Source organism: Micromonospora sp. CPCC 205561, from assembly GCF_036906775.1.
Lineage (GTDB): Bacteria > Actinomycetota > Actinomycetes > Mycobacteriales > Micromonosporaceae > Micromonospora.
In genome coordinates, this window is sequence record NZ_JBAKHV010000042.1 from 1 (window position 1) to 23,490 (window position 23,490).

The following is a 23,490-nucleotide window of genomic DNA, read 5'->3' on the forward strand; positions in this document are numbered from 1 at the left end:
TCCAGCGCCGATGGTACTGCACTCGGGAGGGTGTGGGAGAGTAGGACACCGCCGGACAATCTTCCAGTTCAGGGTCACCCTTCGGGGTGACCCTGAACTGCGTTACGGGCCTTTTTCGCCCCGGCCGTCCGGGTCAGAACGCGTAACGGACGCGGCAGTACGGCGTCTTCGCGGCGATCAGCTCCGTCAACGCCGCCACGTAGGCGCCCTTGTGGCCGGTGCGGTAGCGCACGTTCCAGCCGCCGGTCTGCGACCGCTTAGGCTGCTGGAGATCCGGGCGCCAGAGCACGTCCTCGGCCCTCGGGTGCCAGCCGAGGTTGACCTCGTGCAGCCGGTCGTTGTGGGTCAGGAAGACGACCTCGGCGGCCAGCTGCGCCTTGGCGGCCGGGCCGAGCGCGTCGTCGAGCTGGTCGAGCAGCTCCGCCCAGTCGTCGAGCCAGCCGTCGCGGACCACCACCGGGCTGAAATTGACGTGCACCTCGTAGCCGGCCGCGACGAAGTCGTCGATGGCCGCGAGGCGCTGGGCGACCGGAGAGGTGCGGATGTCGAGCAGCTTCGCGTCCCGGGCCGGCATCAGCGAGAAGCGGACACGGGTGCGGCCCCGCGGATCCCAGTCGAGCAGGTCGCGGTTGACGTGCTTGGTGGCGAAGGTCGCCTTCGCCGTGGGCAGGTCCCGGAAGAGCGTCACCAGGTCCCGCACGTTCTCCGAGACGCGGGCGTCCAGGGAGCAGTCGGAGTTCTCGCCGATGTCGTACACCCAGGCCGCCGGGTCGCACTGGTTCGGCTCGCCCTTGGTGCCCTGCCGGCCCACGTGCCGGCGCAGATATCCGCTGATCCGCTCGATGTTGGCGAAGACCGTCACCGGGTTGCTGTAGCCCTTGCGCCGCGGCACGTAGCAGTAGGCGCAGGCCATCGCGCAGCCGTTCGCCGTTGACGGGGCGATGAAGTCGGCCGAACGACCGTTCGGCCGGGCGGTCAGGGACTTCTTCACCCCCAGCACCAGGGCCTCGGTCTTGATCCGCACCCACCGGGCGACGTTCGTCTCGTCGCCGTACAGCTCGGGGATGCGGGAGTGGTTCTCGACCTCCACGCGCTCGGCGTCGGGGAAGCGGTCCAGCACGGCCCGCCCCCGGGGCAGCGCGGCGGCCTCCGGCTCCAGATAGATCCGCCGGATGTCGAACAGCCGCGGGTGCGGGGCAGTGTCGGTCACGAAAGGGACAACTGCGGACCGATCGCCGCTGTTCCCGTGCCGGCGTCGTTATTCCGGTCCACCCCCGGGTACCCGCGCCCATGCCCGAGGGCCACCTCATCCACCGGTACGCGCGGGAGCAGCACGCCGCCCTCGCCGGGCGGATCCTCGCCGTGTCCAGTCCGCAGGGCCGGGTGGACGTCGGCCCGTACGACGGGCGGCGGCTGCGGGCGGTGGAGGCGTACGGCAAGCACCTGCTCTACCACGTCGACGGGGCGCCCTGCCTGCACGTTCACCTCGGCATGCGCGGGCTGTTCCTGCGGTACGACGATCCGGCCGTCGCGCCACGCGGGGGCGTCCGGCTCCGCCTGGCCGGCGCCGGCGTCGCGTACGACCTGATCGCGCCCATCCGGTGCGAACCGCTCACCGGCGACAGCGAGCGCGCGCTGCGGGCCTCGCTCGGTCCCGACCCGCTGCGTGCCGACGCCGACGCCGAGGAGGCGGTGCGCCGGCTCGGCGCCGCGCCCGGCGCGGTCGGCGCGGCCCTGCTCGACCAGGCGGTGTGGGCGGGTCTCGGCAACGCCTGGCGGGCCGAGCTGCTCTTCCTCGCCGGCCTCGACCCGGACGCCCGGACGGTCGGGCCGGGCCGGGCGCGTGGGCTCTGGGAGCTCGCCGTCCGGCACCTGTCGCTGGGCCGCGACGCCGGCCAGGTGGTCAGCGACCCGGCGGCCCCCGACGAGCGGTGGGTCTACAAGCGGCCGACCTGCCGCCGCTGCGGAGCCCCGGTGCGGGAGTGGCGGCTGGGCGGACGGACGGCGTACGCCTGCCCGGTCGACCAGCCCGTGGCCTGACCCGACCAGGGCGCGTCCGCCCGGCGGCGCGTGCCGGCGCGGTCAGTGGCGGGACCGCCGGGCGCCGGCGAGCCGCAGGGCGTTGCAGACGTCCACCACCCCCCGCACGTCCCAGGCGATCTCGCCGGCCACCCGTCGGGCCTCCGGGCCGGCCACGACGCCCGCGAGGATGACGACCCGGTTCTGCACCGTCACGACGATGTGCTGGCCGCGGGTGCTCCAGTCGCTGCTCAGCCGCCGGGCGACCAGCACCGCCAGTCGGCCGTCCTCGTCGTCCGGCGGGGGACCGGGCGGTTCGGGGCGGCGGAACGGCCCCTCGTCGGGGTACGGCCAAGGCATGTGCATGGCTGTGCCTTCCTTCCGCGGTTCGCGGGCGGGCGCGCGTCGCGGGCCCGGCCCCGGCCTAGTGGGACACCGCGTCGCCCACCGCCACCGGGGGCGGGCGGCGTCGGCTCTGCCCCGGCACGCCGGCGTCGTCCGTCCCGGCCGTGGCGAGCCGCCGGACGGCCTCCGGGATGCTCCCGAAGATCGGGAAGACCCCGTCGAGCCGCATGGTGTGCAGCACGGTGCGGATGAAGCGGGAGGGCGCGACCAGACAGAGCACGGCGCCCCGGTCCCGGGCGTCGCGGTGCGCGCGGACGAGCAGCCCGAGCCCGCCGGCGTCGATGAGGTGGACCCGGCCGAGGTCGACCACCACGTGCCCGCCGACGTCCACGGCCTGCCGCAGGGCCGCCCGCAGCTCGTCGGCGGTGTCCGCGTCGAGGTCGCCGGCGGCCGTGACGACCGCGACGTCGTCGAGGTGGTCGACGCCCAGCACCCCACCCGACGGCGCCGCCGCCCGACCGGCGGGACCGCCCTCGACGCCCGGCCCCAGGAAGCTGCACCGGGGGCAGCGGTGCGGGCCCGTGGCGAACGGCGAGCCGCTCCAGCCGTGCTCGGCCACCAGGGTCCAGACGACCTCGGCGTCGGGCAGGACGCACGCGGCTCCCGTGGTCGTGTCGCCGCAGCTGTCGCAGATCAACGTCATCAGGTGCTCGTCCGGTACGACGGTCATGGTGTCTTCCTCCACGGGAGGTCGGGCCGGGCGACCCGCCGGCCCTCGGCCGGCGACGTCGGGGTGGGGTCGAGGTCCGGGCCCCTCCCGCGCGGTGGCGCGGAGGAGCGCCGGGGGCCGGCCGTGGCGGTCACGAGGGCGACGCCGAGCACGGCCGAGAGGGCCGGCACGCCGATCCGCCACAGGTGGGAGCGGTCGGTGTCGAGGCCGGCGATGCGGGCCAGGATGACGCCGAGCAGGGCGGTGACGATCCCGGCCACCAGCGCCAGCCAGGCCGGCACCTCCCGCCGGTGCGGGGCCGCCAGCCAGCCCGCCCCGGCGACGAGCAGACCGACGACGAGGGCGGTGACGAGGCCGGTGACGGTCATCTGCTCCCTCCCTGCGACCGGTGGGCGGACGGCCGTCGGCCCGCGCCGTTCGACCACCACCCTCGGCGCCGCCCGTGGCGCGGGCCACGCGGTTGTATGACAGTTTCGTGACAAAACCGCCGGACGCCGGGCAGGGCTGGGCGACCGCCGCCGGCTTGGGGATGATGCCGGTATGACGGGCGTGCTGGTGATCGAGGATGACGACCGGATCCGTCTGGCGTTGCTGCTCGCGCTCGAGGACGAGGGCTACCAGGTCCGGGGCGCCGGCACCGCCGAGGAAGGGCTGCGGATGCAGCGCCGGGAACCGGCGGACAACGTGCTGGTCGACCTGATGCTGCCGGGCCTGGACGGCTTCGAGTGCATCCGGCGGCTGCGCCGCGACGACGACGTGCCGATCGTGGTGGTGAGCGCCCGCGACGACACCCACGACATCGTCGCGGCGCTCGAGGCCGGTGCCGACGACTACCTGGTCAAGCCGGTGGCGATCAAGGAACTCTCGGCGCGGCTGCGCGCCCTGCGACGCCGGGCCCGCGCGGCGCCCGACCCCGTGCCGGTGCTCACCTTCGGGTCGCTGGAGATCAGCCCGGACGCCGGGGAGGTGCGCCGCGCGGGGCGGCCGGTGCCCGTCACCCGCACCGAGTTCCGGCTGCTCTGCGAGCTGGCCGAGCACGCCGGCCGGGTGCTGTCGCGCCAGCAGCTCCTGCAGCGGGTCTGGGGCTACGACACCGGCGACGAGCGGCTCGTCGACGTGCACGTGGGTCGGCTGCGGCAGAAGATCGAGGACGATCCGGGCAACCCCCGGCACCTGGTCACCCTGCGCGGCCTCGGCTACAAGCTGACCCGGTGAGGCGCCTCGGCCTGCGGGCCCGGGTGTCCGCCGGGTTCGCCGTCGGTGCGCTGCTGCTCTCCGCCTCCATGGCGTTGGTCTCCTACGAGTTGACCAGGCGGTCCCTGCTCGACGAGCGGGAACGCACCGCCGTGCGCGCGGCGTACTTCGACGCGGCGGTGGTGCGTACCGGGCTGGACACCGAGGAGACCGACGTGGTGGAGGTGCTGCGCTCCCTCGACACCGGAGGCAACCGCCGGCCGCTGCTGCTGCGCGGCGACGACTGGTACGCCCGCACGGCCGACACGGGGCTGACCGCCGCGGTCCCGCTCGACCTGCAACGGCTCGTCCGGGGCGGGGAACCGGCCGTGCAGCGGGTCCGGGTCGACGGCCAGCCCACCCTGCTCGTCGGCCTGCCGCTGGCGCCGTCCACCAGCTACTACGAGTTGACCTCGCTGCGCGAGCTGGACCAGACCCTGCGGGTCCTGGCGCTCGCGCTGACGGCCGTCGCGATCGTGGTCGCCGGATCGGGCGCCGCGCTGGGCTGGTACGCCACCCGGCACAGCCTCCGGCCGTTGACGGCGGTGGCCGACGCCGCGCAGGAGATCGCGGCGGGCAACTTCTCGGCCCGGCTCGCGACGACCACCGACCCCGATCTCACCCGGCTCTCCACGTCGTTCAACCACATGGTCGACCAGCTCTCGCAGCGCATCGAGCGGGACCGACGCTTCGCCGCCGACGTCAGCCACGAGCTACGTTCGCCGTTGCAGACCCTGGCGGCTGCGGCCAGCGTCCTGGCGCGCCGCCGCGAGCACCTCGACGACCGCACCGCCACCGCCGCCGGGCTGGTGGCCGACGAGATCAGCCGGTTCCAGCGACTGGTCGACGACCTGATCCAGCTCGCCCGCGGCGACCAGCCGGTCGACCGGGCGCCGGTGGACGTGGCGGCGCTGGCCCGCCAGGCCTGCCGGGCGCGCGGCCTGCCGGACACGCTCGTACGAACCGACCCGGGACTCGCGGACGCCTGGCTGGTCGACGAGCGTCGCGTCGAGCAGATCCTGGCCAACCTCGTCGACAACGCGTTGCGCCACGCCGGAGGGCCGGTGGCCGTACGGCTGTCGCAGCGGGACGGGACGGGGATCGTCGAGGTCGACGACGAGGGGCCGGGCGTGCCCCCGGACGACCGGAAGGTCATCTTCGACCGCTTCGTGCGGGGCCGGGCCGCGCACTCGCGCGCCGGCGGCGACGGCACCGGGCTCGGGCTGGCCATCGTCGCGCAGCACGCCGCCGCCCACCGGGGACGCGCCGGCGCGCTCGACCGCCCCGGCGGCGGCGCCCGCTTCCGCGTCGAACTGCCCGAGGTGCTGCCGTGACGGGCCCCGCCCCCGGCGGGCTCCCGCTCGCCGGGTCGGCCGGCGTGCCCGCGCGGCTTCGGTCCGTCGCGTCGGCCGCCGCGTCGCGCCGGTGGGCGTGGCGGCCGGGGCGGCGGCGTGGGGTGGGCGGCGCGCTCGTCGTCCTCGGGCTGCTCGCCGGCTGCGGTGTCCCGACCGAGGGGGCCCCGCGCGCCGTGGCGCCCCCGCCCGGGCCGTTCCCCACGTCGGGGACGGTCGCCGCGACGCAGACGCCCACGCTGAACCCGGGGCGGGCGACGCAGGTGCTCTGCTTCGTCCGCGACGACCGGCTGGTGCGCGTCGAGCGCCGCGTCGACGGCACCCCCACCGTCGACGCCCAGCTCCAGCACCTGCTGGCCGGCCCGACCGCCGGCGAGCGCGACGCCGGTATCACCACCGCGCTGCCCGGGGCCGTCGAGGTCGCCGTCGCCCGGCCGCGAGGCACGGAGGTCGACGTCGACCTCGGCGGCGCGGGCGACGAAACGGGCCGCAGCGACGAGGTGCTCGCCTTCGGGCAGATCGTCTGCACCCTGACGGCCCGTTCGGACGTCGACACCGTGGCCTTCCTGCGGGGCGGGGCCCGGCTGGGCGTGCCGCGCGCCGACGGCTCGCTGACCCAGGCTCCCCTCGCCGCCGACGACTACGCCAACCTCATCGTGGGCCGGTGACGGCGGAGCGCCTCGCCCCCGCGCGCGTTGACCCCGTGGTGCCCGCGCCCCATAAGAGCGGTGCCGCCGCCCACCACGATCGCGGGTGACCGCACCGGTCACGGCCCGGCGGAGGGCCGCCGGCCGGCGGCGGTGCTGGGCGCGCGGGCGGCGGTCGGGCTGTGCATACTTGCGCGGTTGATGTTGTGCCGGCGGGCGGGCCGCCGGCTGCTGCGCGAGGTGGTTGTGGTGGTCGAGAAGACGGCGTCGCGGCGGAACCCGGCGGCGGGCGGCGCCCCGGCGATGGCCGATCCCGGACTGCGGCAACTGCTGGCCGGCCTGACGGCGGTGCGCGACGGGGACTTCGGCACCCGGCTGCCGGAGGACGCCGACGGCCTGCTCGGGGAGATCGCCACCGTCTTCAACGGCATGGTGGACCAGCTGTCGCTCTTCACCTCCGAGGTGACCCGGGTCGCCCGGGAGGTGGGCACGGAGGGGCAGTTGGGCGGGCAGGCCGAGGTGCCCGGGGTGTCGGGCACCTGGAAGGACCTCACCGACTCGGTCAACGCCATGGCCGGCAACCTGACCGACCAGGTCCGGGACATCGCCGAGGTGGCGACGGCGGTGGCCCGGGGCGACCTGTCGCAGAAGATCACCGTGGACGTGCGCGGCGAGATCCTGGAGTTGAAGATCACCATCAACACGATGGTGGACCAGTTGTCGTCGTTCGCCGACGAGGTGACCCGGGTGGCCCGCGAGGTCGGCACCGACGGCCGCCTCGGCGGCCAGGCCCAGGTCAGCGGCGTGGCCGGCACGTGGCGCGACCTGACCGACTCGGTGAACTCGATGGCGGGCAACCTGACCGACCAGGTCCGCAGCATCGCCCAGGTGGCGACGGCGGTGGCCCGGGGCGACCTGTCGCAGAAGATCACCGTCACCGCGCACGGCGAGATCCTGGAGCTGAAGAACACCATCAACACGATGGTGGACCAGTTGTCGTCGTTCGCCGACGAGGTGACCCGGGTGGCCCGTGAGGTCGGCACGGAGGGCCGCCTCGGCGGCCAGGCCGACGTCAAGGGCGTCTCCGGCACCTGGAAGGACCTCACCGAGTCGGTCAACGTCATGGCCGACAACCTCACCGCCCAGGTGCGCAGCATCGCCGAGGTGACCACCGCCGTGGCCAAGGGCGACCTGACCCAGAAGATCCGGGTCGACGCGCGCGGCGAGATCCTGGCGCTGAAGGAGACCATCAACACGATGGTCGACCAGCTCTCCGCGTTCGCCGACGAGGTGACGCGGGTGGCCCGGGAGGTGGGCACCGAGGGGCGCCTGGGCGGCCAGGCCCGGGTGCTCAACGTCGGCGGGACCTGGAAGGACCTCACCGACAACGTCAACGAGATGGCCAACAACCTCACCAACCAGGTCCGCTCGATCGCGTTGGTCGCCACGGCGGTGGCCCAGGGTGACCTCAGCCGCAAGATCACGGTGGAGGCGAAGGGCGAGGTGGCGGTGCTCGCCCAGACCATCAACACGATGGTCGACACCCTCGGCGCGTTCGCCGACGAGGTGACGCGGGTGGCCCGGGAGGTGGGCACCGAGGGGCGCCTCGGCGGCCAGGCCCGGGTGCCGAACGTGGCCGGCACCTGGAAGGACCTCACCGACAACGTCAACTCGATGGCGAACAACCTCACCGGGCAGGTGCGCAACATCGCCCAGGTCACCACCGCGGTGGCCCAGGGTGACCTGACCAAGAAGATCGACGTCGACGCGCGCGGCGAGATCCTGGAGCTGAAGACCACCATCAACACGATGGTGGACCAGCTGTCGTCGTTCGCGGCCGAGGTGACCCGGGTGGCCCGGGAGGTCGGCAGCGAGGGCCGCCTCGGCGGGCAGGCCGAGGTCGAGGGCGTCTCCGGCACCTGGAAGCGGCTCACCGAGAACGTCAACGAGCTGGCCGGCAACCTCACCCGCCAGGTGCGTGCCATCGCCGAGGTGACCAGCGCCGTGGCGACCGGGGACCTGACCCGCTCGATCACGGTGGACGCGCCCGGCGAGGTCGGCGAGCTGAAGGACAACATCAACTCGATGGTGGAGTCGCTGCGCGAGACCACCCGGACCAACCAGGAACAGGACTGGCTCAAGACCAACCTGGCCCGCATCGCCGGGCTCATGCAGGGGCACCGGGACCTGGACGTGGTCGCCGGGCTGGTGATGAACGAGCTGGCCCCGCTGGTCTCCGCGCAGCTCGGCACGTTCCTGCTGGTCGACGACGGGCCCGGCGGCACCGGCCTGCGGGTGGTCGGCGGGTACGGGCACGACACCTCCGGGCGCCGGTACGCCCTCGGTGACTCCCTCGTCGGGCAGGCCGCGGTGAGCAAGCGGGCGATCGTGGTGGACGCGGTGCCGGCCGACTACGTCACCGTCTCCTCCAGCCTCGGTGCCGCCGCCCCGCTGCACCTCGTGGTGCTGCCGATCCTCTTCGAGGACCAGGTGCTCGGCGTCATCGAGCTGGCCAGCATGAGCCGCTTCACCGAGGTGCAGCGCGACTTCCTCGACCAGCTCACCGAGACCCTCGGCGTGAACGTCAACACCATCGTCGCCAACGCCCGCACCGACGTGCTGCTCACCGAGTCGCAGCGCCTCGCCGCGGAGTTGCAGGCCCGCTCGGAGGAGTTGCAGGCCCGTTCGGAGGAGCTCCAGCGCTCCAACGCCGAGCTGGAGGACAAGGCGGCCCTGCTGGCCCGGCAGAACCACGACATCGAGACGAAGAACTCCGAGATCGAGCAGGCCCGCCAGGAGCTGGAGGCCCGGGCCCAGCAGCTCGCCCTCGCCTCCAAGTACAAGTCGGAGTTCCTCGCCAACATGAGCCACGAGCTGCGTACGCCGCTGAACTCGCTGCTCATCCTCGCCCAGCTGCTCGCGCAGAACCCGAACCGCAACCTGACCGCCAAGCAGGTCGAGTACGCCACGGTCATCCACTCGGCCGGCACCGACCTGCTCCAGCTCATCAACGACATCCTCGACCTGTCCAAGGTGGAGGCCGGCAAGATGGACATCAACCCGGAGACGTTCGAGGTGGCCGCACTGCGCGACTACGTCGACGCCACCTTCCGGCCGTTGACCACGCCCCGGGGCCTGGAGTTGGAGATCAGCACCGGGCCGGGGGTCCCGACCGAGCTGCACACCGACGAGCAGCGGCTGCGGCAGGTGCTGCGCAACCTCGTCTCCAACGCGGTCAAGTTCACCGAGAGGGGGCGGGTGCGGCTGCGCATCGAGCGGGCCCTGCCGGACGAGCTGCCCGAGGGCTTCGCCCCGGGGGACACCGTCCTCGCGTTCCGGGTGATCGACACCGGCATCGGCATCGCCGAGCAGCACCTGACCGCCATCTTCGACGCCTTCCAGCAGGCCGACGGCACGACCAGCCGGCGGTACGGGGGCACCGGCCTCGGCCTCTCCATCAGCCGGGAGATCGCCCACCTGCTCGGCGGGCGGATCCGGGCGCACAGCGTGCTCGGCCAGGGCAGCACGTTCACCCTCTACCTGCCCGTCGGGCCGGTGCCCGCCACGGCGGGCGGCGAGCCGGTCCCCGACGACCGCCCGGCCGGCCCCGCGACGACCGGCCGCGGCGGCGCGCTGCCGTGGACGCCGCCGGCCGCGCTGCCGAAGGCCGTCAGCCTCGCCCCGGGCGAGGTCCGCCGGATGCTGGTGCTGGAGCGCCACGACAAGGGGCTGCTGACGCTGCTCGCCCAGGGCGTCGCGGCGGACCTGGGCGAGGCGCACCCGCCGGTGGAGATCTCCACCGTGGTGGACGTGACCGCGGCGACCGAGGCGCTGGCCGGTGGGCGGCACCACGTCCTGGTGCTCCAGCTGGACCTGCCCGACGACGGCGGGACGACCCTGATCAGGGCGTTGCACGACGACCCGGCGCTGCGCGGGGTGCCGGTGCTGGCGTACCACGGTCACCCGCTGCCCGCCGGCCCGCAGGCCCTGTTGCAGGCGCTGGCCCGGGAGCGGCCGCTGGAGGTCCTGCGCAGCCTGGACGACCTGCGCGAGCGGATCGCCCTGCACCTCACGGCGGTGACCCCGGAGCGGGTGCTGCCGTTCGCCCCGGTGCTGCCCGACGTCCGCCCCACCGCCACCGACGCCCTGCCGGAGGACCTGGCCGGGCGCAAGGTGCTGGTCGTCGACGACGACGCGCGCAACGTCTTCGCCCTGACCAACATCCTGGAGCTGCACGGGCTCGACGTGGTCTACGCGGAGAACGGCCGGCAGGGCATCGAGACGCTGATGCGGCACGACGACATCGACCTCGTGCTGATGGACGTGATGATGCCGGAGATGGACGGCTACGCGGCGACGGCGGCGATCCGCGCCATGCCCCGCTACGCCGACCTGCCGATCATCGCGGTGACGGCGAAGGCGATGCACGGGGACCGGGAGAAGAGCATCTCCTCCGGCGCCAGCGACTACGTCACCAAGCCGGTCGACGCCGCCGACCTCCTGCAGTGCATCCACCGCTGGCTGCACGGCTGACCCGCCCCGCCGGGGGAGCGCCCCGGTCAGGGCCGGGGGGCCTCGAACGTCTCCCGGTCCAGGAAGAGCAGCCGGGCCCGCTTGCCGTCCAGGTCGATCAGCGGCCCGGCGACGAAGCCGGTGCGCAGCAGCCGGTCGACCGCCTTCTCGTTGCGCGCGTCCGGCTCCATCACCACGCGCCGGTGCCGGGGGTCGGCGAAGACGAAGGCGAGGAACACGTCCAGCAGGGTGCCCGTGAAGCCCCGTTCGGGGGCCGTGGGCGGGCCGATCAGCAGGTGGGCCCCGTGGTCGCCGGGCTGGACCTCGTAGCACTCGCCGACCGGGTCGGCCGCCGGCTCGTACGTCTGGAACAGCGCGACCGGCGTGCCGTCGCGGTGCACCAGCCAGGCGTGGTGGGTGGGGAGCGAGTCCAGGTAGCGGTAGATCTCCTCGACCCGGTCGCGGCCGGCGTCGCGCATGCCCCAGAACCGGGCGCGTTCCTCGCTGACCCAGCCATGGACCAGGTCGATGTCGGTGTCGGGGTCGAGGGGGCGGATCGTCACCCGGCCGAAGCCGTCGACGTCCTGTCGGTAGGTGCTGGCAACGTCACGCATCGTGCCCCACGATACGGTGATCGTGATCGATGCGCACGCACCGCTGCCCCGGGCGTGGCGACGGCGGGCCGCCGGCCCCGCCGGGCGGCGCTCACGCCGGCTTCCCGGCGGCCGCCGCGATCGTCGGGGCGCTCGCGCCGACCCGGCGGCGCGCGGCGGGGACCACCAGGGGAGTGCCGCTCTCCGGGTCGTCGATCACCCGGCACGGCAGCCCGAAGACCTCCTCGACCAGCTCCGCGGTGACGATCTGCCGGGGCGGGCCGGCGGCGACCACCCGCCCCTCGCGCATCGCGATCAGGTGGGTGGCGTAGCGGGCGGCGTGGTTGAGGTCGTGCAGCACCGCCACCAGGGTGCGGCCCTGCTCCTCGTGCAGCCGGGCGCAGAGGTCGAGGATCTCGATCTGGTGGGCGATGTCCAGGTAGGTGGTCGGCTCGTCGAGCAGCAGCAGCGGGGTCTGCTGGGCCAGCGCCATGGCGATCCACACCCGCTGCCGCTGCCCGCCGGAGAGCTCGTCGACGGAGCGGTCGGCCAGGTCGGCGACGCCGGTGGCGGCCATCGACTCGGTCACCACCCGCTCGTCCTCGCGCGACCACTGCCGCAGCAGCCCCTGGTGCGGGTACCGGCCGCGGGCCACGAGTTCGGCGACGCCGATGCCGTCCGGGGCGACCGACGTCTGTGGCAGCAGGCCGAGGGTGCGCGCCACGCCCTGCGCCGGCAGCCGGTGGATGTCCTCCCCGTCGAGCAGCACCGCCCCGGCGGTCGGCTTGAGCAGCCGCGCCAGGGCCCGCAGCAGGGTCGACTTGCCGCAGGCGTTGGGGCCGATGACGACGGTGAAGGAGCGGTCGGGGACGGCGACGCTCAGGTCCTCGGCGATGGTCCGCCGCTCGTAGGCGAGGGTCATCGCGGTGCCGCTCAGCCGGGACTGCATGCTCGGTGCTCCGTTCTCGTCGTGGGCGGCCCGCCGGCCGTGCCCGGTCACAGCCGGCCGGCCCGGCGCTCGGTGGCCAGCAGCCAGATCAGGTAGGCGCCGCCGAGCACGCCGGTCACCACGCCGACGGGCAGCTGGTGTCCGGGGAACGCGCGCAGCGCGAGCTGGTCGGCCGCGACCAGCAGCACGGCACCGACGGCCGCGGAGGGGAGCAGGTTCGGCCCGGGGGCCCGGGTCAGCCGGCGGGCCAGGTGCGGCGCCGTGAGCGCCACGAAGTTCACCGGCCCGGCGGCGGCCGCCGCGAGGGAGACCAGCAGCACCGCCACCGCCAGCACGACCAGACGCAGCCGCTCCACGCGTACGCCGAGGGCGGAGGCGGTGTCGTCGCCCATCTCCACCAACCGCAGCGCCGGCCCGTACGCGGCCAGCATGAGCGGCACCAGCACCGCCAGCGCGATCAGCACGGGCAGCGCGTTGACCCAGCCGCGCCCGTCGAGGCTGCCGGTGAGCCAGAGCACGGCGCGGGCGGCGTCCATCAGCGGAGCCCGGGTGAGCAGCCAGCCGTTGACCCCGGTGAGAATCGCCATGGTGCCGATGCCGATCAGGATCAGCCGGTAGCCGTGCACGCCGCGCCGCCAGGAGAGCGCGTACACCAGCGCGCCGGTGACCAGCCCGCCGAGCACCGCGGACGAGGCCAGCGCCAGGCTGCTGCCGCCCAGCACCACCACGACGAGCGCCCCGGTCGCCGCGCCCTGGGTGAAGCCGAGCATGTCGGGGCTGCCGAGCGGGTTGCGGACCAGCGACTGGAAGACCGCCCCGGCCAGCGCCAGCGCGGCGCCGACGCAGAGTGCGGTGACCACCCGGGGCAGCCGCAGCTCGGTGACGATGAACTCCTCGGCCGGGTCGCCCCGGCCGGTGAGGGCGCGCAGCACGTCGGCGGTGCTCATCGGGTAGTCGCCGCTGCCGATGGCGAACACGCTCAGGGCCAGGGCCAGCAGCACGCAGACGACGCCGACGGCGACGGCCCGGGGGCGCAGCCGCAGGGAGAGGTTGCCGCGGGTGCGAATGGTGATCACGGGTGGGCCACCCGCCCGCGCCGGACCAGCCAGAGGAAGAGCGGCCCGCCCGCCACGGCGGTCACCATCCCGACCTGGAGTTCGCCGGGCCGGCTGAGCACCCGGCCCAGCACGTCGGCACCGAGCAGCAGCACCGGCGCCAGCACCGCGCAGTACGGCAGCAGCCAGCGCAGGTCGGGCCCGGTCAGCGCGCGGACCAGGTGCGGCACGAGCAGCCCGACGAAGACGATCGGCCCGCAGGCGGCGGTGGCGGCGCCGCAGAGCAGCGTGATCGCCACGATCACCGCGACCCGGACCAGCGTCGGGCGGGCGCCCAGGGCGCGCGCCGCGTCGTCGCCCAGCGCCAGCGCGTTGAGCGGGCGCGTGACGGCCAGCGCGACCAGCAGCCCGGCCGCGATGAACGGCGCCACCGTGCGTACCGTCGGCGGCTCGGCGCCGGCCAGCGACCCGACCGTCCAGAACCGCAGCCGCTCCAGCGACGCCGTGTCCATCAGCATCACCGCGCTGACGTACGAGTAGAGGGTGGCGTTGAGCGCCGCGCCGGCCAGCGCCAGCCGGGCGGGGGTGGCCCCGCGCCCGCCGCCCACCACGTACACGGCGGCGGTCACGGCGGCGGCGCCGATCAGCGCGAACCACACCTGTCCGCCGGCGCCGCCGACGCCGAACAGGACCGCCCCGGTGGCCACCGCCGCCGAGGCGCCGGCGTTGATGCCGAGCAGGCCGGGGTCGGCGAGCGGGTTGCGGGTCAGCGCCTGCATGACCGCGCCGGCGACGCCGAGCGCCGCCCCGGCGAGCAGGCCGAGCAGCGTACGCGGCAGGCGCATCCGGTGCACGACGGCGTACTCGGCGGCGTCGCGGTCCAGCAGGCCCTGCCACACGTCGACGAGGGGGAGCTGCTTGGCGCCCACGGCGATGCTGAGCACGGCGACGGTGGCGAGGAGCAGTACCGACGCCGCGAGGCCGACGGCGCGCGGCGCGGCGCGGCCGGGCCGGCGCGCGGCGGGGGGTGCCGGCGGCGCCTCCAGGCGTGGGGAGGTGATGGCGGACAGTGTGGGCTCCGATGTGGTGGAAAAGTCAGGGCCAGGCTTGACAGCGCTTTAGGTTAGGTTAACCTAACCTCGCTGTCCATGGTCATTCGCCCGACCCTGATCGAAAGACACCCGCCATGCCACATCCCGTGTCCGCCCGCCGCCTCTCCCGCCGGGGCCTGCTCGCCGCCGGTGGCGCCGCCACCCTGGCCGCCCTGCTCGCCGGCTGTGGTGGGGACGAGGACTCCGCCACCCCCGCCGCGTCCGACGCCGGCGGCCCGTGGTCGTTCACCGACGACCGCAACGAGAAGGTGAGCGTCGGCGCCCGCCCGACCCGGGTGGTGGCCTTCACCGGGGTCGCCGCCGCGCTGGTCGACTTCGGGCTCGACAAGCAGATCGTCGGCGTGTTCGGCGAGACGAAGCGCGCCGACGGCAGCAAGGACCCGCAGGCCGGCGACCTCGACGTGGAGTCCGTGCAGATCCTCGGCAACGTCTGGGGCGAGTTCAGCCTGGAGAAGTACGCCGCCCTGCGGCCCGAGCTGCTCGTCACCCACATGTACGACCCGGGCGCCCTGTGGTACGTGCCCGACGAGAGCAAGAACAAGATCCTCCCGCTCGCCCCGAGCGTCGCCGTCACCACCGCCCGGGTGCCGATGACCAAGCCGATCGAGCGGTACGCGCAGCTCGCCGAGGCCCTCGGCGCCGACCTCTCGGCGAAGAAGGTCACCGACGCCAAGGCCCGCTTCGAGGCCGCGGCCGAGTCGGTCCGCCAGGCGGTCAAGGCGAACCCGGGCATCAAGGTGATGGCCGCCTCCGGCAGCCCCGACCTGTTCTACGTCTCCAACCCGAAGGTCAGCACCGACCTGATGTACTTCGCCGAGCTGGGCGTCGACATCGTGGTGCCGACCAAGCTCGAAGCCGGCGACTACTTCGAGGCGCTGAGCTGGGAGAACGCGGGCAAGTTCCCCGCCGACCTGATCCTGCTCGACAACCGCAACACGGCCCTGCAGCCCAAGGACATGGCGGCCAAGCCCACCTGGCAGCAGCTCCCCGCGGTCAAGGCCAACCAGATCACCCCGTGGGACGCGGTGCCGCGCTTCTCGTACGCCGGGGCCGCGCCGCTGCTGGAGAACCTGGCCACGGCCATCAAGGGCGCGAAGAAGGTCAGCGCATGACCACCGCCGTCGCCGTGCAGTACCGCTTCTACGCCGCGCAGGTCGTCGGCGCCCGGCGGGTCGGCGCCTCCCTGATGCGGGTCACCCTCGGCGGGCCGGAGCTGGCCGACTTCGCCGGCGGTGGCAGGGACCAGAGCGTCTCGCTGTTCCTGCCGCACCCCGGCCAGCCCGAGCCGGTGCTCCCCGTCGCGGCGGGAGACGACTGGTTCGGCGCGTACCGGGCCATGGACCCCGACGTGCGCGCGGTGATGCGCTCCTACACGATCCGGGAGCAGCGCCCCGAGCTGTCCGAGGTGGACATCGACTTCGTCAGCCACGGCGACACCGGCCCCGCCTCGCGGTGGGCCCGGCACGCCCTGCCGGGCGACCGGGTGGTGCTGCTCGGTCCGGCCGTGCACGACAACCGCAGCGTCTGCTTCCGGCCGCCGGTCGACACCGACTCGGTCCTGCTCGTCGCCGACGAGACCGCGCTGCCCGCCGCCGCCGGGATCCTCGCGTGGCTGCCGCCCGACACCCGGGTCCGGGCCTGGATCGAGGTGCCCGACGCGGCGGACATCCAGCGGCTGCCGTCCGCCGCAAGGGCCGAGGTGACCTGGATCGTGCGGGGCGGCACCGCCGCCGGCAGCACCCTGCTGGTGGACGCGGTGCGCGCCGCCCGGCTGCCGGAGGGCACCCCCTACGCCTGGATCGCCGGCGAGTCCTCGATGGTGCGTGCGGTGCGCCGGCACCTCGTCGCCGAGCGTGGCCTGGACCGCCGCCGGGTCACCTTCTCCGGCTACTGGCGCCGCGGCGCCTCCGAGGAGGACCTGCGCGCCGAGGCCGCCGCGGCCGCCGTCTGACCGACGCCGCCGCGCGCCGGATCCCACCCGCCGGGGGTGGGACCCCGGCGCGCGGCGGCGTCCCGCGTGGCCCGAGGTCCCGCGTGGTCCCGGCTCAGAGTTCCCGGTACATCACGTGCAGGCCCACCCGGCCGAGGACGGGGTGGCGGAACGCGCCGGGCACCGTGCCCACCACGTCGAACCCCTCCCGCCGGTACAGCTCGACGGCCCTGACGTTGCTCGCCACCACCGCGTTGAACTGCATCCCCGCGTACCCCCGCTCGCGGGCCCAGTCCAGCGCGTGCCGGCACAGCGCGGTACCCACGCCGCGCCCGCGCGCCGCGCGGGCCACCATGAAGCTGGCGGTCGACACGTGCGAACCCGGCCCGGGGCGGTTGGTGCCCATCTTCGCGGTGCCCAGCACCGCGTCACCCTCGACCGCGACCACCGTGCGGCCCGGCGCGGCCTCCACCCACATGTCGTACGCCTGCTCGGCGCTCAGCCCCGGGTCGTAGGGGAAGGTCTCCCGCGCCCGGACCACCTCGTGGACGATCGGCCACACCCGGGCCCAGTCGGGTTCCTGGAAATCGCGGATCAGCATCCGGCGGATGCTATGGGCGGCACGGCCCGGCGGCAAAGCGTTTACCGGCGGGGCGGCACGCGCCACCCCCGCCCCTGCGGTGGCGCCACCGGCCGGGGCTCAGCCGAGGTGGACCCGGGCCGGCGGCTCGGCACGGGTGGCGCCGTCGAGCGTCGTGCCGACCGGGGCGGTGGGTCGGGCCGGTACGACGGGGGCGTCCCGGCCGGTGCCCCGGTGGCCGTCCCCGTCGTGGCCCGACTCCTCGTGGTAGTCCTGCTCGACGTTGACCGACCACACGTCGTGGCGGGTGCCGCAGGCGATGTTCTCGGCGGTGAGCATGGCCGTCAGCATCGAGTGGTCCTGGTTGTTGTAGCGGTGCATGCCGTTGCGGCCCACGGGGTGCACGTTGGGCACCTCGCGGGCCAGCCATTCCCGGATCACGTCGACGTTGCGCTGGTAGCGCTCGTCGTAGACCGGGTAGGCCTTCGGCATCCGCACCACGTACCCAACCTCGACCACGCCCGGCCGGACCAGGCCGAGCCGCTCCAACTCGGCCGTCGCGGCGGCGATCAGCTCGGCGTCCGGCGTACGCCAGGTCTCGTCGTCCTCGAACACGAAGTACTCCAGGCCCAGGCAGGTGCGGCCGTCCTTCACCAGGTGCGGCGACCAGGAGCCGAAGTTCTGGATCCGGCCGACCCGTACCGCCGGGTCGTGCACGTAGATCCAGTTGTCCGGGAACGAGAACTCCTCCGGCACCACCAGCGCGACGGTCAGGAAGTCCCGGTACCGCAGGTCGGCCGCGGCGGCCAGCACCTCCGCCGGGGGCGCCGGGCGCAGCGCGGCCACCAGCTCCGAGATCGGCATCGAGGAGACGACGTGCGCGGCCGGCTCGGTGCGCCGCCCGCCCGCGCCGTCGACGGTGACCGCGACGGCGCGGCGCGCCGCCGGGTCCCGGTGCACGGCGGTCACCCAGGTGCCGGTGTCGACCCGGCCCCCGCGTCGGCGTACCTCCTCGGTGCAGCGTTCCCACATCATGCCGGGGCCGAGCCTCGGGTACTGGAACTCCTCGATGAGGCTGGTGACGTCCTTGCGGTTGCGCCGGGGCAGGACCGCGTTGCGGACCGCCTTGGCCAGCGACAGGTTCTTGATCCGCTGCGCGGCCCAGTCGGCCTGCAACCGGTCGGCCGGCATGCCCCAGACCTTCTCCGTGTACGTCTTGAAGAACATCGAGTAGAGCCGCCACCCGAACCGGGCCGAGACCCAGCCCTCGAAGTGCGACTGGTCCTTCGGCGGGCGCAGCCGGGCCCGCGCGTACGAGCCCATGCAGAGCGCGGCCTCCCGCAGCCCGAGGTTGCGCAGGGCGTTGGTGGCGCTCAGCGGGTAGTCGAACAGGGCGCCCCGGTAGTAGATCCGGCTCATCCGGGGCCGCAGCAGGAAGTCCTCGTCGGGCAGGATCTCGTGCCAGAACTCCTCGACGCGGGCCACCTTCGTGAAGAAGCGGTGCCCACCGATGTCGAAGCGCCAACCGTCGCGCTCGACGGTCCGGCTGATGCCGCCCACCACCTCGTCGGCCTCGAAGACCCGGACCGGGGTGTCCCGCCGGAGCAGCTCGTACGCCGCGGTCAGGCCCGCCGGCCCAGCGCCGATGACCACCGTGCCGCGCTCTTCGCCCATGCCCGTCGCTCCCTGCCTCGCCCGTCCGGAGGCGGCCCGCTTACCCGGCATCGACCCGAACTCACCCCGGATTCCCGTCCGGCCCGGCAGCCGGGCCTGCCGCCGCCGGCCGGACGTGTCAATGGCCGCGGAACGGGGATGTGGCACCGTCAGGCGCCGGACCGGGAGAAGCGTGATGCACAGAGGGCGGGCCGTCGTGGACCGGCGCCGGCGGGCCGTGTCCGCCCGGCTGGCCGGGCACGGCCACGACCTGCGGCGCGCGGCGGCGCGGGCCGCGGAGCGGGTGCCCGGGCCGTGGCTGTTCGTCGTCGCCGTCTTCCTCGGTACGAAGATCGTGCTCAGCGCCGTCGGGGTGCTGGCGCTGAGCGCCTTCGACGAGGTGCCCTGGGCGCCGCCGCCGGACGAGACGACGATGCGCGAGCAGCAGCGGGCGGTCTCCGCGCACCGCGCGGTCTCGCTCTGGTTCGCCTGGGACTCCTTCCTCTACGACCACCTGGCCCGGCTGCCGCTCGACGAACCGTGGCGCGACTTCGGCTTCCCGCTGCTGTACCCGTTCCTGGCCCGCCCGCTGGCCCCGCTGCTGGGCGGCGACACGGCGCTGGCGTTGCTGCTGGTCGCCAACGTCGCGTTCCTGCTGATGCTCTACTACGCCCACCGGCTGGGGGAGCGGCTGCTCGGCGACGACGCCTCCGCCCGCCGGTTCGTCCGCTACCTGGTGCTCCTGCCGGCCGGGTTCCTGTTCCAGGCGGCGCTGACCGAGTCGCTGTTCCTCTGTCTCGCGCTCGCCGCCTTCCACTACGCCGAGCGGCGGCGCTGGCTGCTCGTCGGCGTCGTGGGCTTCTTCCTGGCGGCGAGCCGCTCCGTCGGCTTCTTCGTCGTGCTCCCGCTGGCGCTGGTGCTGCTGCGCCAGCACCGCTACCGGCTGGGTCCGCGCCGGTGGTGGGCGTACGTGCGCGTCGGCTGGCCGCTGGCGCTGGTGCCCGCCGGCTGGCTGAGCTTCATGGCGTTCTGCCGGTGGCAGGGCGGCGACTGGTTCGCCTACAAGCACGCCCAGGAGAAGGGCTGGGGCATCAGGGTGCAGAATCCGCTGGCGGTGCTCTGGCACGGCCTGACCGGCACCCCGTCCCGCGACGCCCTGCGGGTGTGGGTCGCCGTGCTGGTGCTGGTTGTCCTGGTCGCGGGCGCCCGCCGGATCGGGCTGCCCTACCTCGTCTACGGGCTGATCATGGTCATGGTGCCGCTGTCGATGGGCCCGCCGGTGTACAAGAGCCTGCTGCGGTACCTGCTAGCCGTCTTTCCGGTCGGCCTCGTGCTGGCCCGCTGGGCCCGGCACGCCGGCGCGGACGCCTGGTTGACCGCCGCCCTGGCCCTGCTCCAGGGGGCGCTCTTCGTCACCTGGCTCGCCTACTGGACGCACTTCATCATCTGAGCGCGCCTCCGGTCGCCGCCCGCGGGCCGCCGGGTCGCGCGCCCCGGCGGCGACGGTGCGTACCAGCTCCTCGGCGAGCAGCGTCGAGATCAACGCCAGCCGACGGGCGTCGGCCTCCAGGTCGACGTGCGCGACGGCCACCGGCTGGGACTCCAGGGCCGGATCCACCTCCGGCGCCGCCGGGCGACCGGACCCGTACCGCCGCAGCGCCACCAGGATCGCCGCGGCGTCGCCGGCGGCGGCCGCACGTTCGCGGTCCCATCCGGCCGCGACCGCGCGCTCCCGGGCCGCGCTCGCCACGGACCCGTCGAGGGGCCCCAGTGCCCGCAGGCCGTCGCTGATCTCCACGCACCGGCGGTAGCAGCGTTCGCCCGGGCGCCACGCCCAGCGGGAGTCCACCTCCGGCCGGCGCGGGGCGTGCAGCGCGATGCCCGGCACCGCCCGGTAGAGCACATACCACAGCGCGTGCAGCCTCCGGTGCGTCGCGCTCCTGCGCGGCCAGGCCCGGGCGGCGTCGGCGGCCTTCCAGAACGTCGCCAGGGCGAAGCCGGCGCCGATCAACGACACCGACATCATGATCAGCAGCTGCGTCGCGGTCGGTTCGGGCCACGGGGGCGCGCCTCCGGCCAGCCTGAGACAGATGAACAGCGCCTTGTGCGCGACGAACCCGGCACCGAACGCCGTACCGGCGCTGAGCAGCCTCATGCTGGCCCGCAGCCGGGCCCCGGCGTACCTCGCGTAGCCGGCGGACACCCGCAGGATGTCCACGACCGTCACCCCGAGGCAGGTCAGGAACGCGAGCATGTAGACGCCGACCTGGGGCAGGTCCCCGTACCGCTCGGCGAAGTGCAGGGGTTCCGACTCGCGGAAGTCGGCGCCGACGAACATCGCGACCATCGTCGCGAACGCGGCGGCGAGGAACGCGAGCCGCCGCGCCATCAGCCGGCGGGCCCGGCCGGGATCGCCCAGGTGCAGGAAGAGGAACTGGATCGCGGCCGCGGCGAGCAGCGCCGAGGCGTGCTCGACCAGCTTGGCGAGGTTGGGTACGCCCGACACGCGGTCGACCAGGCTGTGCACCGGGGCCCAGCCGGCGGTGACCGCGACGCCCATGCCCAGGCAGATTCCCGCGCTCGCCAGGATCCTGGCGTCGGCCGGATGGGGGCGCAGCGCCCTCAGCCGCACGGCGAACGCGACCGCGGCGACGAGAGCCGCGACGAGGTGGCCGGCCGTGACGATCACCCGGATCTCCCGCCTAGTCCGTCAGCGCCGCGGCGATGCGGCGCATGACGGCCGCCTTGGCGCCTGCCAGCTCATCGAAGGCGCCGACCCGGTCGCCGCCGTCGAGCCGCGCCCCCAGGTACGTCGCCAGCAGCTCCGCGTCGTGCTCCTGCTGCTCGTCGAACGTGGAGGGGGACCGGGCGAGCGCCCCCCGCGCGCCCGGGACCTCGCACGTCGCGCCGGCCCGCACCGGCCCGGCGGTGTGACCCAGGGCGATGTGCATCAACTCGTGCAGGATCGTCTGGACCCGCAACACCGGCGACGAGTCGCGGCTGAAGAGGACGTAGTCGGTCTCGGGCGTCGCCACCCACAGCCCGCAGGGCCCGCAGCGCCCGTCGACGGTCATCGCGGCCAGCTGGATACGGCGGCCTCGCGCCGTCTCGAGCGCGGACACCAGCCCACGCACCGTCAGCGGTGTCGGCAGCTCCACCTCGAGTTGGCGCAACAACCTCCCCGTCCGACGCCGTCGGTGCCACATCGCCCGCCATCACTCTCCCGTGCGGGCCGTCGGCCCGAGACGGCCCCCGTGTCGTGTGCGCCTGCCCGCGGCGTCCCGCGGATGGTCGTGCTCCGACCACGCCGGTGGCGCGGATTGCCGGCAGCATAGCCAAGCGCGACGGCCGCGTGACGCCCCGAGAGGGGAGAAGCGTGCAAGTTCCACGCGTCCCGGGTCGGTCGGACCGGCCGGTCCCGTCCACCGGCAGCGCCCCGCCGCAGCGCCCGCGCGCCGGCCGGCCACGGGAGCGCGGAGCCGGGAGCGGCCCCGCCCCGCGACGGGCGGCACAATGTCAGGCGTGCAAGACGTCACCGAGCGCCCCGGCCGCCGCGCGGGCAGGCCGGTCGCCCGCGCCGTCACCGAGGTGTTCGCCCCGGCGCTGCTGGCCGCGTTGATGCCCGTCGTCGTGGGTCTGCACGGCACGTCCCCCGTCGCGGCGGGGCTCGCCTGGGCCCTGGTCGGCTCCCTCTTCTGCTCGGTCATCCCGAACAGCCTGATCTGGTGGGGCGTACGCCGGGGCCGGCTGACGGACCACCACATCGGGCGACGGGAACAGCGCCGGCGGCCACTGACGTACGGCCTGCTCTCCGTGCTCGTCGGCCTGGCCCTGATGATCGGCTTCGGCGCCCCGGACCCGGTCGTGGCGATGGTCGTCGTCATGTTCGCCCTCGGGCTCGCCGTCACCGTGGCCAACCTGGCGTGGAAGCTCAGCATCCACGCGGCGGTGGCCGCCGGCGCCGCCGCGGTGCTCGTGATCGAGTTCGGGCCCGCGCTCCTCGTGTCGGCGCCCGTGGTGGCGCTGGTCGGCTGGTCCCGGGTGCGCCTGCGCGACCACACCGTCGCTCAGGTGCTCGCCGGCACCGCCGTGGGGCTGCTCATCGCGGTCCCCACGTTCCTCCTCCTGCGCTGACGGCGGTCGGGCCCGCTCAGGCCCGGCCCCGCCCCGTGCCCTTGTTCCGCGCCTCCAGCGCCGCGACCTGTTCCACGATCGCGCGCAGGCTCGCCCTCGGCGCCCCGGGCGGCATGCGGCGGGCCAGGACGGTGATCGTCTCCAGGTCCGGGTCGCCCTCGCCCTCCTCGGCCACCGCGTCGAAGAAGTAGCCCGGCGGCACCCGGAAGAAGTTGGCCAGCTGCTGGATCGCCGATCGGGTGGGGTTGTCGCGCTCCCCGCTCAGCAGGTAGTTGACGTAGCTCGTCGACAGCCCCGTGGCCCTGGCGACCTCGTCGGGCGAGTAGGGCTTGCCACCACCGGGCCTACGACGCGTGTCGAACAGGTGCCGCAGCCGGGCGGCGAAGGACGTCGACCCGTCGGCTCTGCCGCCGTCGGCCATGGCCACCCTCCTGATCCGACCCCGGGCTCCCACCATAGTGGCTGACCCGGCCGCCCCCGCCACCACGGTTGCGGGGGGCTGGCGGAGCGTGGTTGACTGACCACGCCGACCACTGTTGTGGCGCTCACACCGTATCGGACAACCATAGTGTGCGCAGGCCGCGCGCGCCGATCGACGCCCACCTGTCGGCGATGACCGCCGGTCGCGGCGAAGGGGGACGGAATC

Annotated in this window: 21 protein-coding genes and 1 pseudogene; 9 read left to right on the top strand and 13 right to left on the bottom strand. The window is 74.4% G+C overall.

The window, feature by feature from the left end; translation table 11 throughout:
• Positions 1-133 precede the first annotated feature (133 nt).
• A complete protein-coding gene (locus tag V6V16_RS20530; protein WP_334564407.1) occupies positions 134-1,210 on the bottom strand; it encodes a spore photoproduct lyase family protein in 1,077 nt (358 codons plus the stop codon).
• An 80-nt stretch (positions 1,211-1,290) separates the two neighbouring features.
• On the opposite strand from V6V16_RS20530, the gene V6V16_RS20535 reads away from it, so the two are divergent.
• Positions 1,291-2,040, top strand: coding sequence for a DNA-formamidopyrimidine glycosylase family protein (locus tag V6V16_RS20535; RefSeq protein WP_334564409.1), 750 nt, complete (start codon positions 1,291-1,293; stop codon positions 2,038-2,040).
• A gap of 42 nt (positions 2,041-2,082) precedes the next feature.
• Here V6V16_RS20535 and V6V16_RS20540 read toward each other — a convergent pair whose 3' ends face one another.
• The 3 genes from V6V16_RS20540 to V6V16_RS20550 are packed head-to-tail and all read right to left on the bottom strand — an operon-like array spanning position 2,083 to position 3,462.
• Positions 2,083-2,385: a BON domain-containing protein gene (locus V6V16_RS20540; protein WP_334564411.1), complete on the bottom strand. Its 303-nt coding sequence runs from the start codon at positions 2,383-2,385 to the stop codon at positions 2,083-2,085.
• A gap of 58 nt (positions 2,386-2,443) precedes the next feature.
• The gene (locus V6V16_RS20545) at positions 2,444-3,094 is read right to left on the bottom strand and encodes an STAS domain-containing protein (RefSeq protein ID WP_334564413.1); all 651 of its coding nucleotides are present in this window, start codon (positions 3,092-3,094) and stop codon (positions 2,444-2,446) included.
• Positions 3,091-3,462 carry a GlsB/YeaQ/YmgE family stress response membrane protein gene (locus tag V6V16_RS20550; protein ID WP_334564415.1) on the bottom strand — a complete coding sequence of 124 codons (372 nt, stop codon included), beginning with the start codon at positions 3,460-3,462 and terminating at the stop codon, positions 3,091-3,093. Before V6V16_RS20550 ends, V6V16_RS20545 begins: the two co-directional genes overlap by 4 nt.
• A 172-nt stretch (positions 3,463-3,634) precedes the next feature.
• Here V6V16_RS20550 and V6V16_RS20555 point away from each other — a divergent pair, with 172 nt between their 5' ends.
• The 4 genes from V6V16_RS20555 (at position 3,635) to V6V16_RS20570 (ending at position 10,859) form a co-directional block, all read left to right on the top strand.
• The gene (locus V6V16_RS20555; RefSeq protein ID WP_334564416.1) at positions 3,635-4,309 is read left to right on the top strand and encodes a response regulator transcription factor; all 675 of its coding nucleotides are present in this window, start codon (positions 3,635-3,637) and stop codon (positions 4,307-4,309) included.
• Positions 4,306-5,661 carry a sensor histidine kinase gene (locus tag V6V16_RS20560; protein WP_334564417.1) on the top strand — a complete coding sequence of 452 codons (1,356 nt, stop codon included), beginning with the start codon at positions 4,306-4,308 and terminating at the stop codon, positions 5,659-5,661. The genes V6V16_RS20555 and V6V16_RS20560 overlap by 4 nt, the downstream gene beginning before the upstream one ends.
• A 122-nt stretch (positions 5,662-5,783) precedes the next feature.
• On the top strand, positions 5,784-6,347 hold the full coding sequence (locus tag V6V16_RS20565; protein ID WP_334564488.1) for a GerMN domain-containing protein: 564 nt from the start codon (positions 5,784-5,786) through the stop codon (positions 6,345-6,347).
• Between the two features lie 282 nt (positions 6,348-6,629).
• Positions 6,630-10,859, top strand: coding sequence for a HAMP domain-containing protein (locus V6V16_RS20570; protein ID WP_334564489.1), 4,230 nt, complete (start codon positions 6,630-6,632; stop codon positions 10,857-10,859).
• A gap of 26 nt (positions 10,860-10,885) precedes the next feature.
• Here V6V16_RS20570 and V6V16_RS20575 read toward each other — a convergent pair whose 3' ends face one another.
• From V6V16_RS20575 to V6V16_RS20590, 4 genes are all read right to left on the bottom strand, one after another.
• Positions 10,886-11,452, bottom strand: coding sequence for a GNAT family N-acetyltransferase (locus tag V6V16_RS20575; RefSeq protein WP_334564419.1), 567 nt, complete (start codon positions 11,450-11,452; stop codon positions 10,886-10,888).
• 91 nt (positions 11,453-11,543) lie between these two features.
• A complete protein-coding gene (locus V6V16_RS20580; RefSeq protein WP_334564421.1) occupies positions 11,544-12,380 on the bottom strand; it encodes an ABC transporter ATP-binding protein in 837 nt (278 codons plus the stop codon).
• 47 nt (positions 12,381-12,427) lie between these two features.
• Complete coding sequence (locus V6V16_RS20585; RefSeq protein ID WP_334564423.1) at positions 12,428-13,456, bottom strand: FecCD family ABC transporter permease; 1,029 nt, start codon at positions 13,454-13,456, stop codon at positions 12,428-12,430.
• Positions 13,453-14,505 carry a FecCD family ABC transporter permease gene (locus tag V6V16_RS20590; protein ID WP_334564491.1) on the bottom strand — a complete coding sequence of 351 codons (1,053 nt, stop codon included), beginning with the start codon at positions 14,503-14,505 and terminating at the stop codon, positions 13,453-13,455. Before V6V16_RS20590 ends, V6V16_RS20585 begins: the two co-directional genes overlap by 4 nt.
• 116 nt (positions 14,506-14,621) lie before the next feature.
• On the opposite strand from V6V16_RS20590, the gene V6V16_RS20595 reads away from it, so the two are divergent.
• Both V6V16_RS20595 and V6V16_RS20600 read left to right on the top strand, forming a co-directional pair.
• Positions 14,622-15,659, top strand: a complete 1,038-nt coding sequence (locus tag V6V16_RS20595) for an ABC transporter substrate-binding protein (protein WP_334564425.1) — start codon at positions 14,622-14,624, stop codon at positions 15,657-15,659.
• Positions 15,656-16,498 (top strand): siderophore-interacting protein, encoded by an 843-nt coding sequence (locus tag V6V16_RS20600; protein WP_334564427.1) that lies wholly within the window; start codon positions 15,656-15,658, stop codon positions 16,496-16,498. The genes V6V16_RS20595 and V6V16_RS20600 overlap by 4 nt, the downstream gene beginning before the upstream one ends.
• Before the next feature lie 94 nt (positions 16,499-16,592).
• Here V6V16_RS20600 and V6V16_RS20605 read toward each other — a convergent pair whose 3' ends face one another.
• Both V6V16_RS20605 and V6V16_RS20610 read right to left on the bottom strand, forming a co-directional pair.
• Positions 16,593-17,078, bottom strand: a complete 486-nt coding sequence (locus V6V16_RS20605) for a GNAT family N-acetyltransferase (RefSeq protein ID WP_334564429.1) — start codon at positions 17,076-17,078, stop codon at positions 16,593-16,595.
• A 99-nt stretch (positions 17,079-17,177) separates the two neighbouring features.
• The gene (locus V6V16_RS20610; RefSeq protein WP_334564430.1) at positions 17,178-18,731 is read right to left on the bottom strand and encodes an NAD(P)/FAD-dependent oxidoreductase; all 1,554 of its coding nucleotides are present in this window, start codon (positions 18,729-18,731) and stop codon (positions 17,178-17,180) included.
• 175 nt (positions 18,732-18,906) lie between these two features.
• On the opposite strand from V6V16_RS20610, the gene V6V16_RS20615 reads away from it, so the two are divergent.
• Positions 18,907-20,160: a hypothetical protein gene (locus tag V6V16_RS20615; RefSeq protein ID WP_334564431.1), complete on the top strand. Its 1,254-nt coding sequence runs from the start codon at positions 18,907-18,909 to the stop codon at positions 20,158-20,160.
• 93 nt (positions 20,161-20,253) lie between these two features.
• Here V6V16_RS20615 and V6V16_RS20620 read toward each other — a convergent pair.
• A pseudogene (locus tag V6V16_RS20620) lies at positions 20,254-21,399 on the bottom strand (MAB_1171c family putative transporter); the annotation flags it as partial.
• Between the two features lie 13 nt (positions 21,400-21,412).
• On the bottom strand, positions 21,413-21,883 hold the full coding sequence (locus V6V16_RS20625) for an ImmA/IrrE family metallo-endopeptidase (RefSeq protein ID WP_334564432.1): 471 nt from the start codon (positions 21,881-21,883) through the stop codon (positions 21,413-21,415).
• A 340-nt stretch (positions 21,884-22,223) separates the two neighbouring features.
• Here V6V16_RS20625 and V6V16_RS20630 point away from each other — a divergent pair, with 340 nt between their 5' ends.
• Positions 22,224-22,844, top strand: coding sequence for a phosphoesterase PA-phosphatase (locus V6V16_RS20630; RefSeq protein ID WP_442934119.1), 621 nt, complete (start codon positions 22,224-22,226; stop codon positions 22,842-22,844).
• Positions 22,845-22,860: 16 nt separating this feature from the next.
• Here V6V16_RS20630 and V6V16_RS20635 read toward each other — a convergent pair whose 3' ends face one another.
• Positions 22,861-23,265: a helix-turn-helix domain-containing protein gene (locus V6V16_RS20635; protein WP_334564433.1), complete on the bottom strand. Its 405-nt coding sequence runs from the start codon at positions 23,263-23,265 to the stop codon at positions 22,861-22,863.
• Positions 23,266-23,490: the final 225 nt, after the last annotated feature.

Coding starts and splice junctions, on each gene's coding strand:
- V6V16_RS20535 (WP_334564409.1), top strand. CDS start 1,291: ATGCCCGAGGGCCACCTCATCCACCGGTACGCGCGGGAGCAGCACGCC.
- V6V16_RS20540 (WP_334564411.1), bottom strand. CDS start 2,385: ATGCACATGCCTTGGCCGTACCCCGACGAGGGGCCGTTCCGCCGCCCC.
- V6V16_RS20545 (WP_334564413.1), bottom strand. CDS start 3,094: ATGACCGTCGTACCGGACGAGCACCTGATGACGTTGATCTGCGACAGC.
- V6V16_RS20550 (WP_334564415.1), bottom strand. CDS start 3,462: ATGACCGTCACCGGCCTCGTCACCGCCCTCGTCGTCGGTCTGCTCGTC.
- V6V16_RS20555 (WP_334564416.1), top strand. CDS start 3,635: ATGACGGGCGTGCTGGTGATCGAGGATGACGACCGGATCCGTCTGGCG.
- V6V16_RS20570 (WP_334564489.1), top strand. CDS start 6,630: ATGGCCGATCCCGGACTGCGGCAACTGCTGGCCGGCCTGACGGCGGTG.
- V6V16_RS20575 (WP_334564419.1), bottom strand. CDS start 11,452: ATGCGTGACGTTGCCAGCACCTACCGACAGGACGTCGACGGCTTCGGC.
- V6V16_RS20580 (WP_334564421.1), bottom strand. CDS start 12,380: ATGCAGTCCCGGCTGAGCGGCACCGCGATGACCCTCGCCTACGAGCGG.
- V6V16_RS20595 (WP_334564425.1), top strand. CDS start 14,622: ATGCCACATCCCGTGTCCGCCCGCCGCCTCTCCCGCCGGGGCCTGCTC.
- V6V16_RS20600 (WP_334564427.1), top strand. CDS start 15,656: ATGACCACCGCCGTCGCCGTGCAGTACCGCTTCTACGCCGCGCAGGTC.
- V6V16_RS20605 (WP_334564429.1), bottom strand. CDS start 17,078: ATGCTGATCCGCGATTTCCAGGAACCCGACTGGGCCCGGGTGTGGCCG.
- V6V16_RS20610 (WP_334564430.1), bottom strand. CDS start 18,731: ATGGGCGAAGAGCGCGGCACGGTGGTCATCGGCGCTGGGCCGGCGGGC.
- V6V16_RS20615 (WP_334564431.1), top strand. CDS start 18,907: ATGCACAGAGGGCGGGCCGTCGTGGACCGGCGCCGGCGGGCCGTGTCC.
- V6V16_RS20630 (WP_442934119.1), top strand. CDS start 22,224: ATGTCAGGCGTGCAAGACGTCACCGAGCGCCCCGGCCGCCGCGCGGGC.
- V6V16_RS20635 (WP_334564433.1), bottom strand. CDS start 23,265: ATGGCCGACGGCGGCAGAGCCGACGGGTCGACGTCCTTCGCCGCCCGG.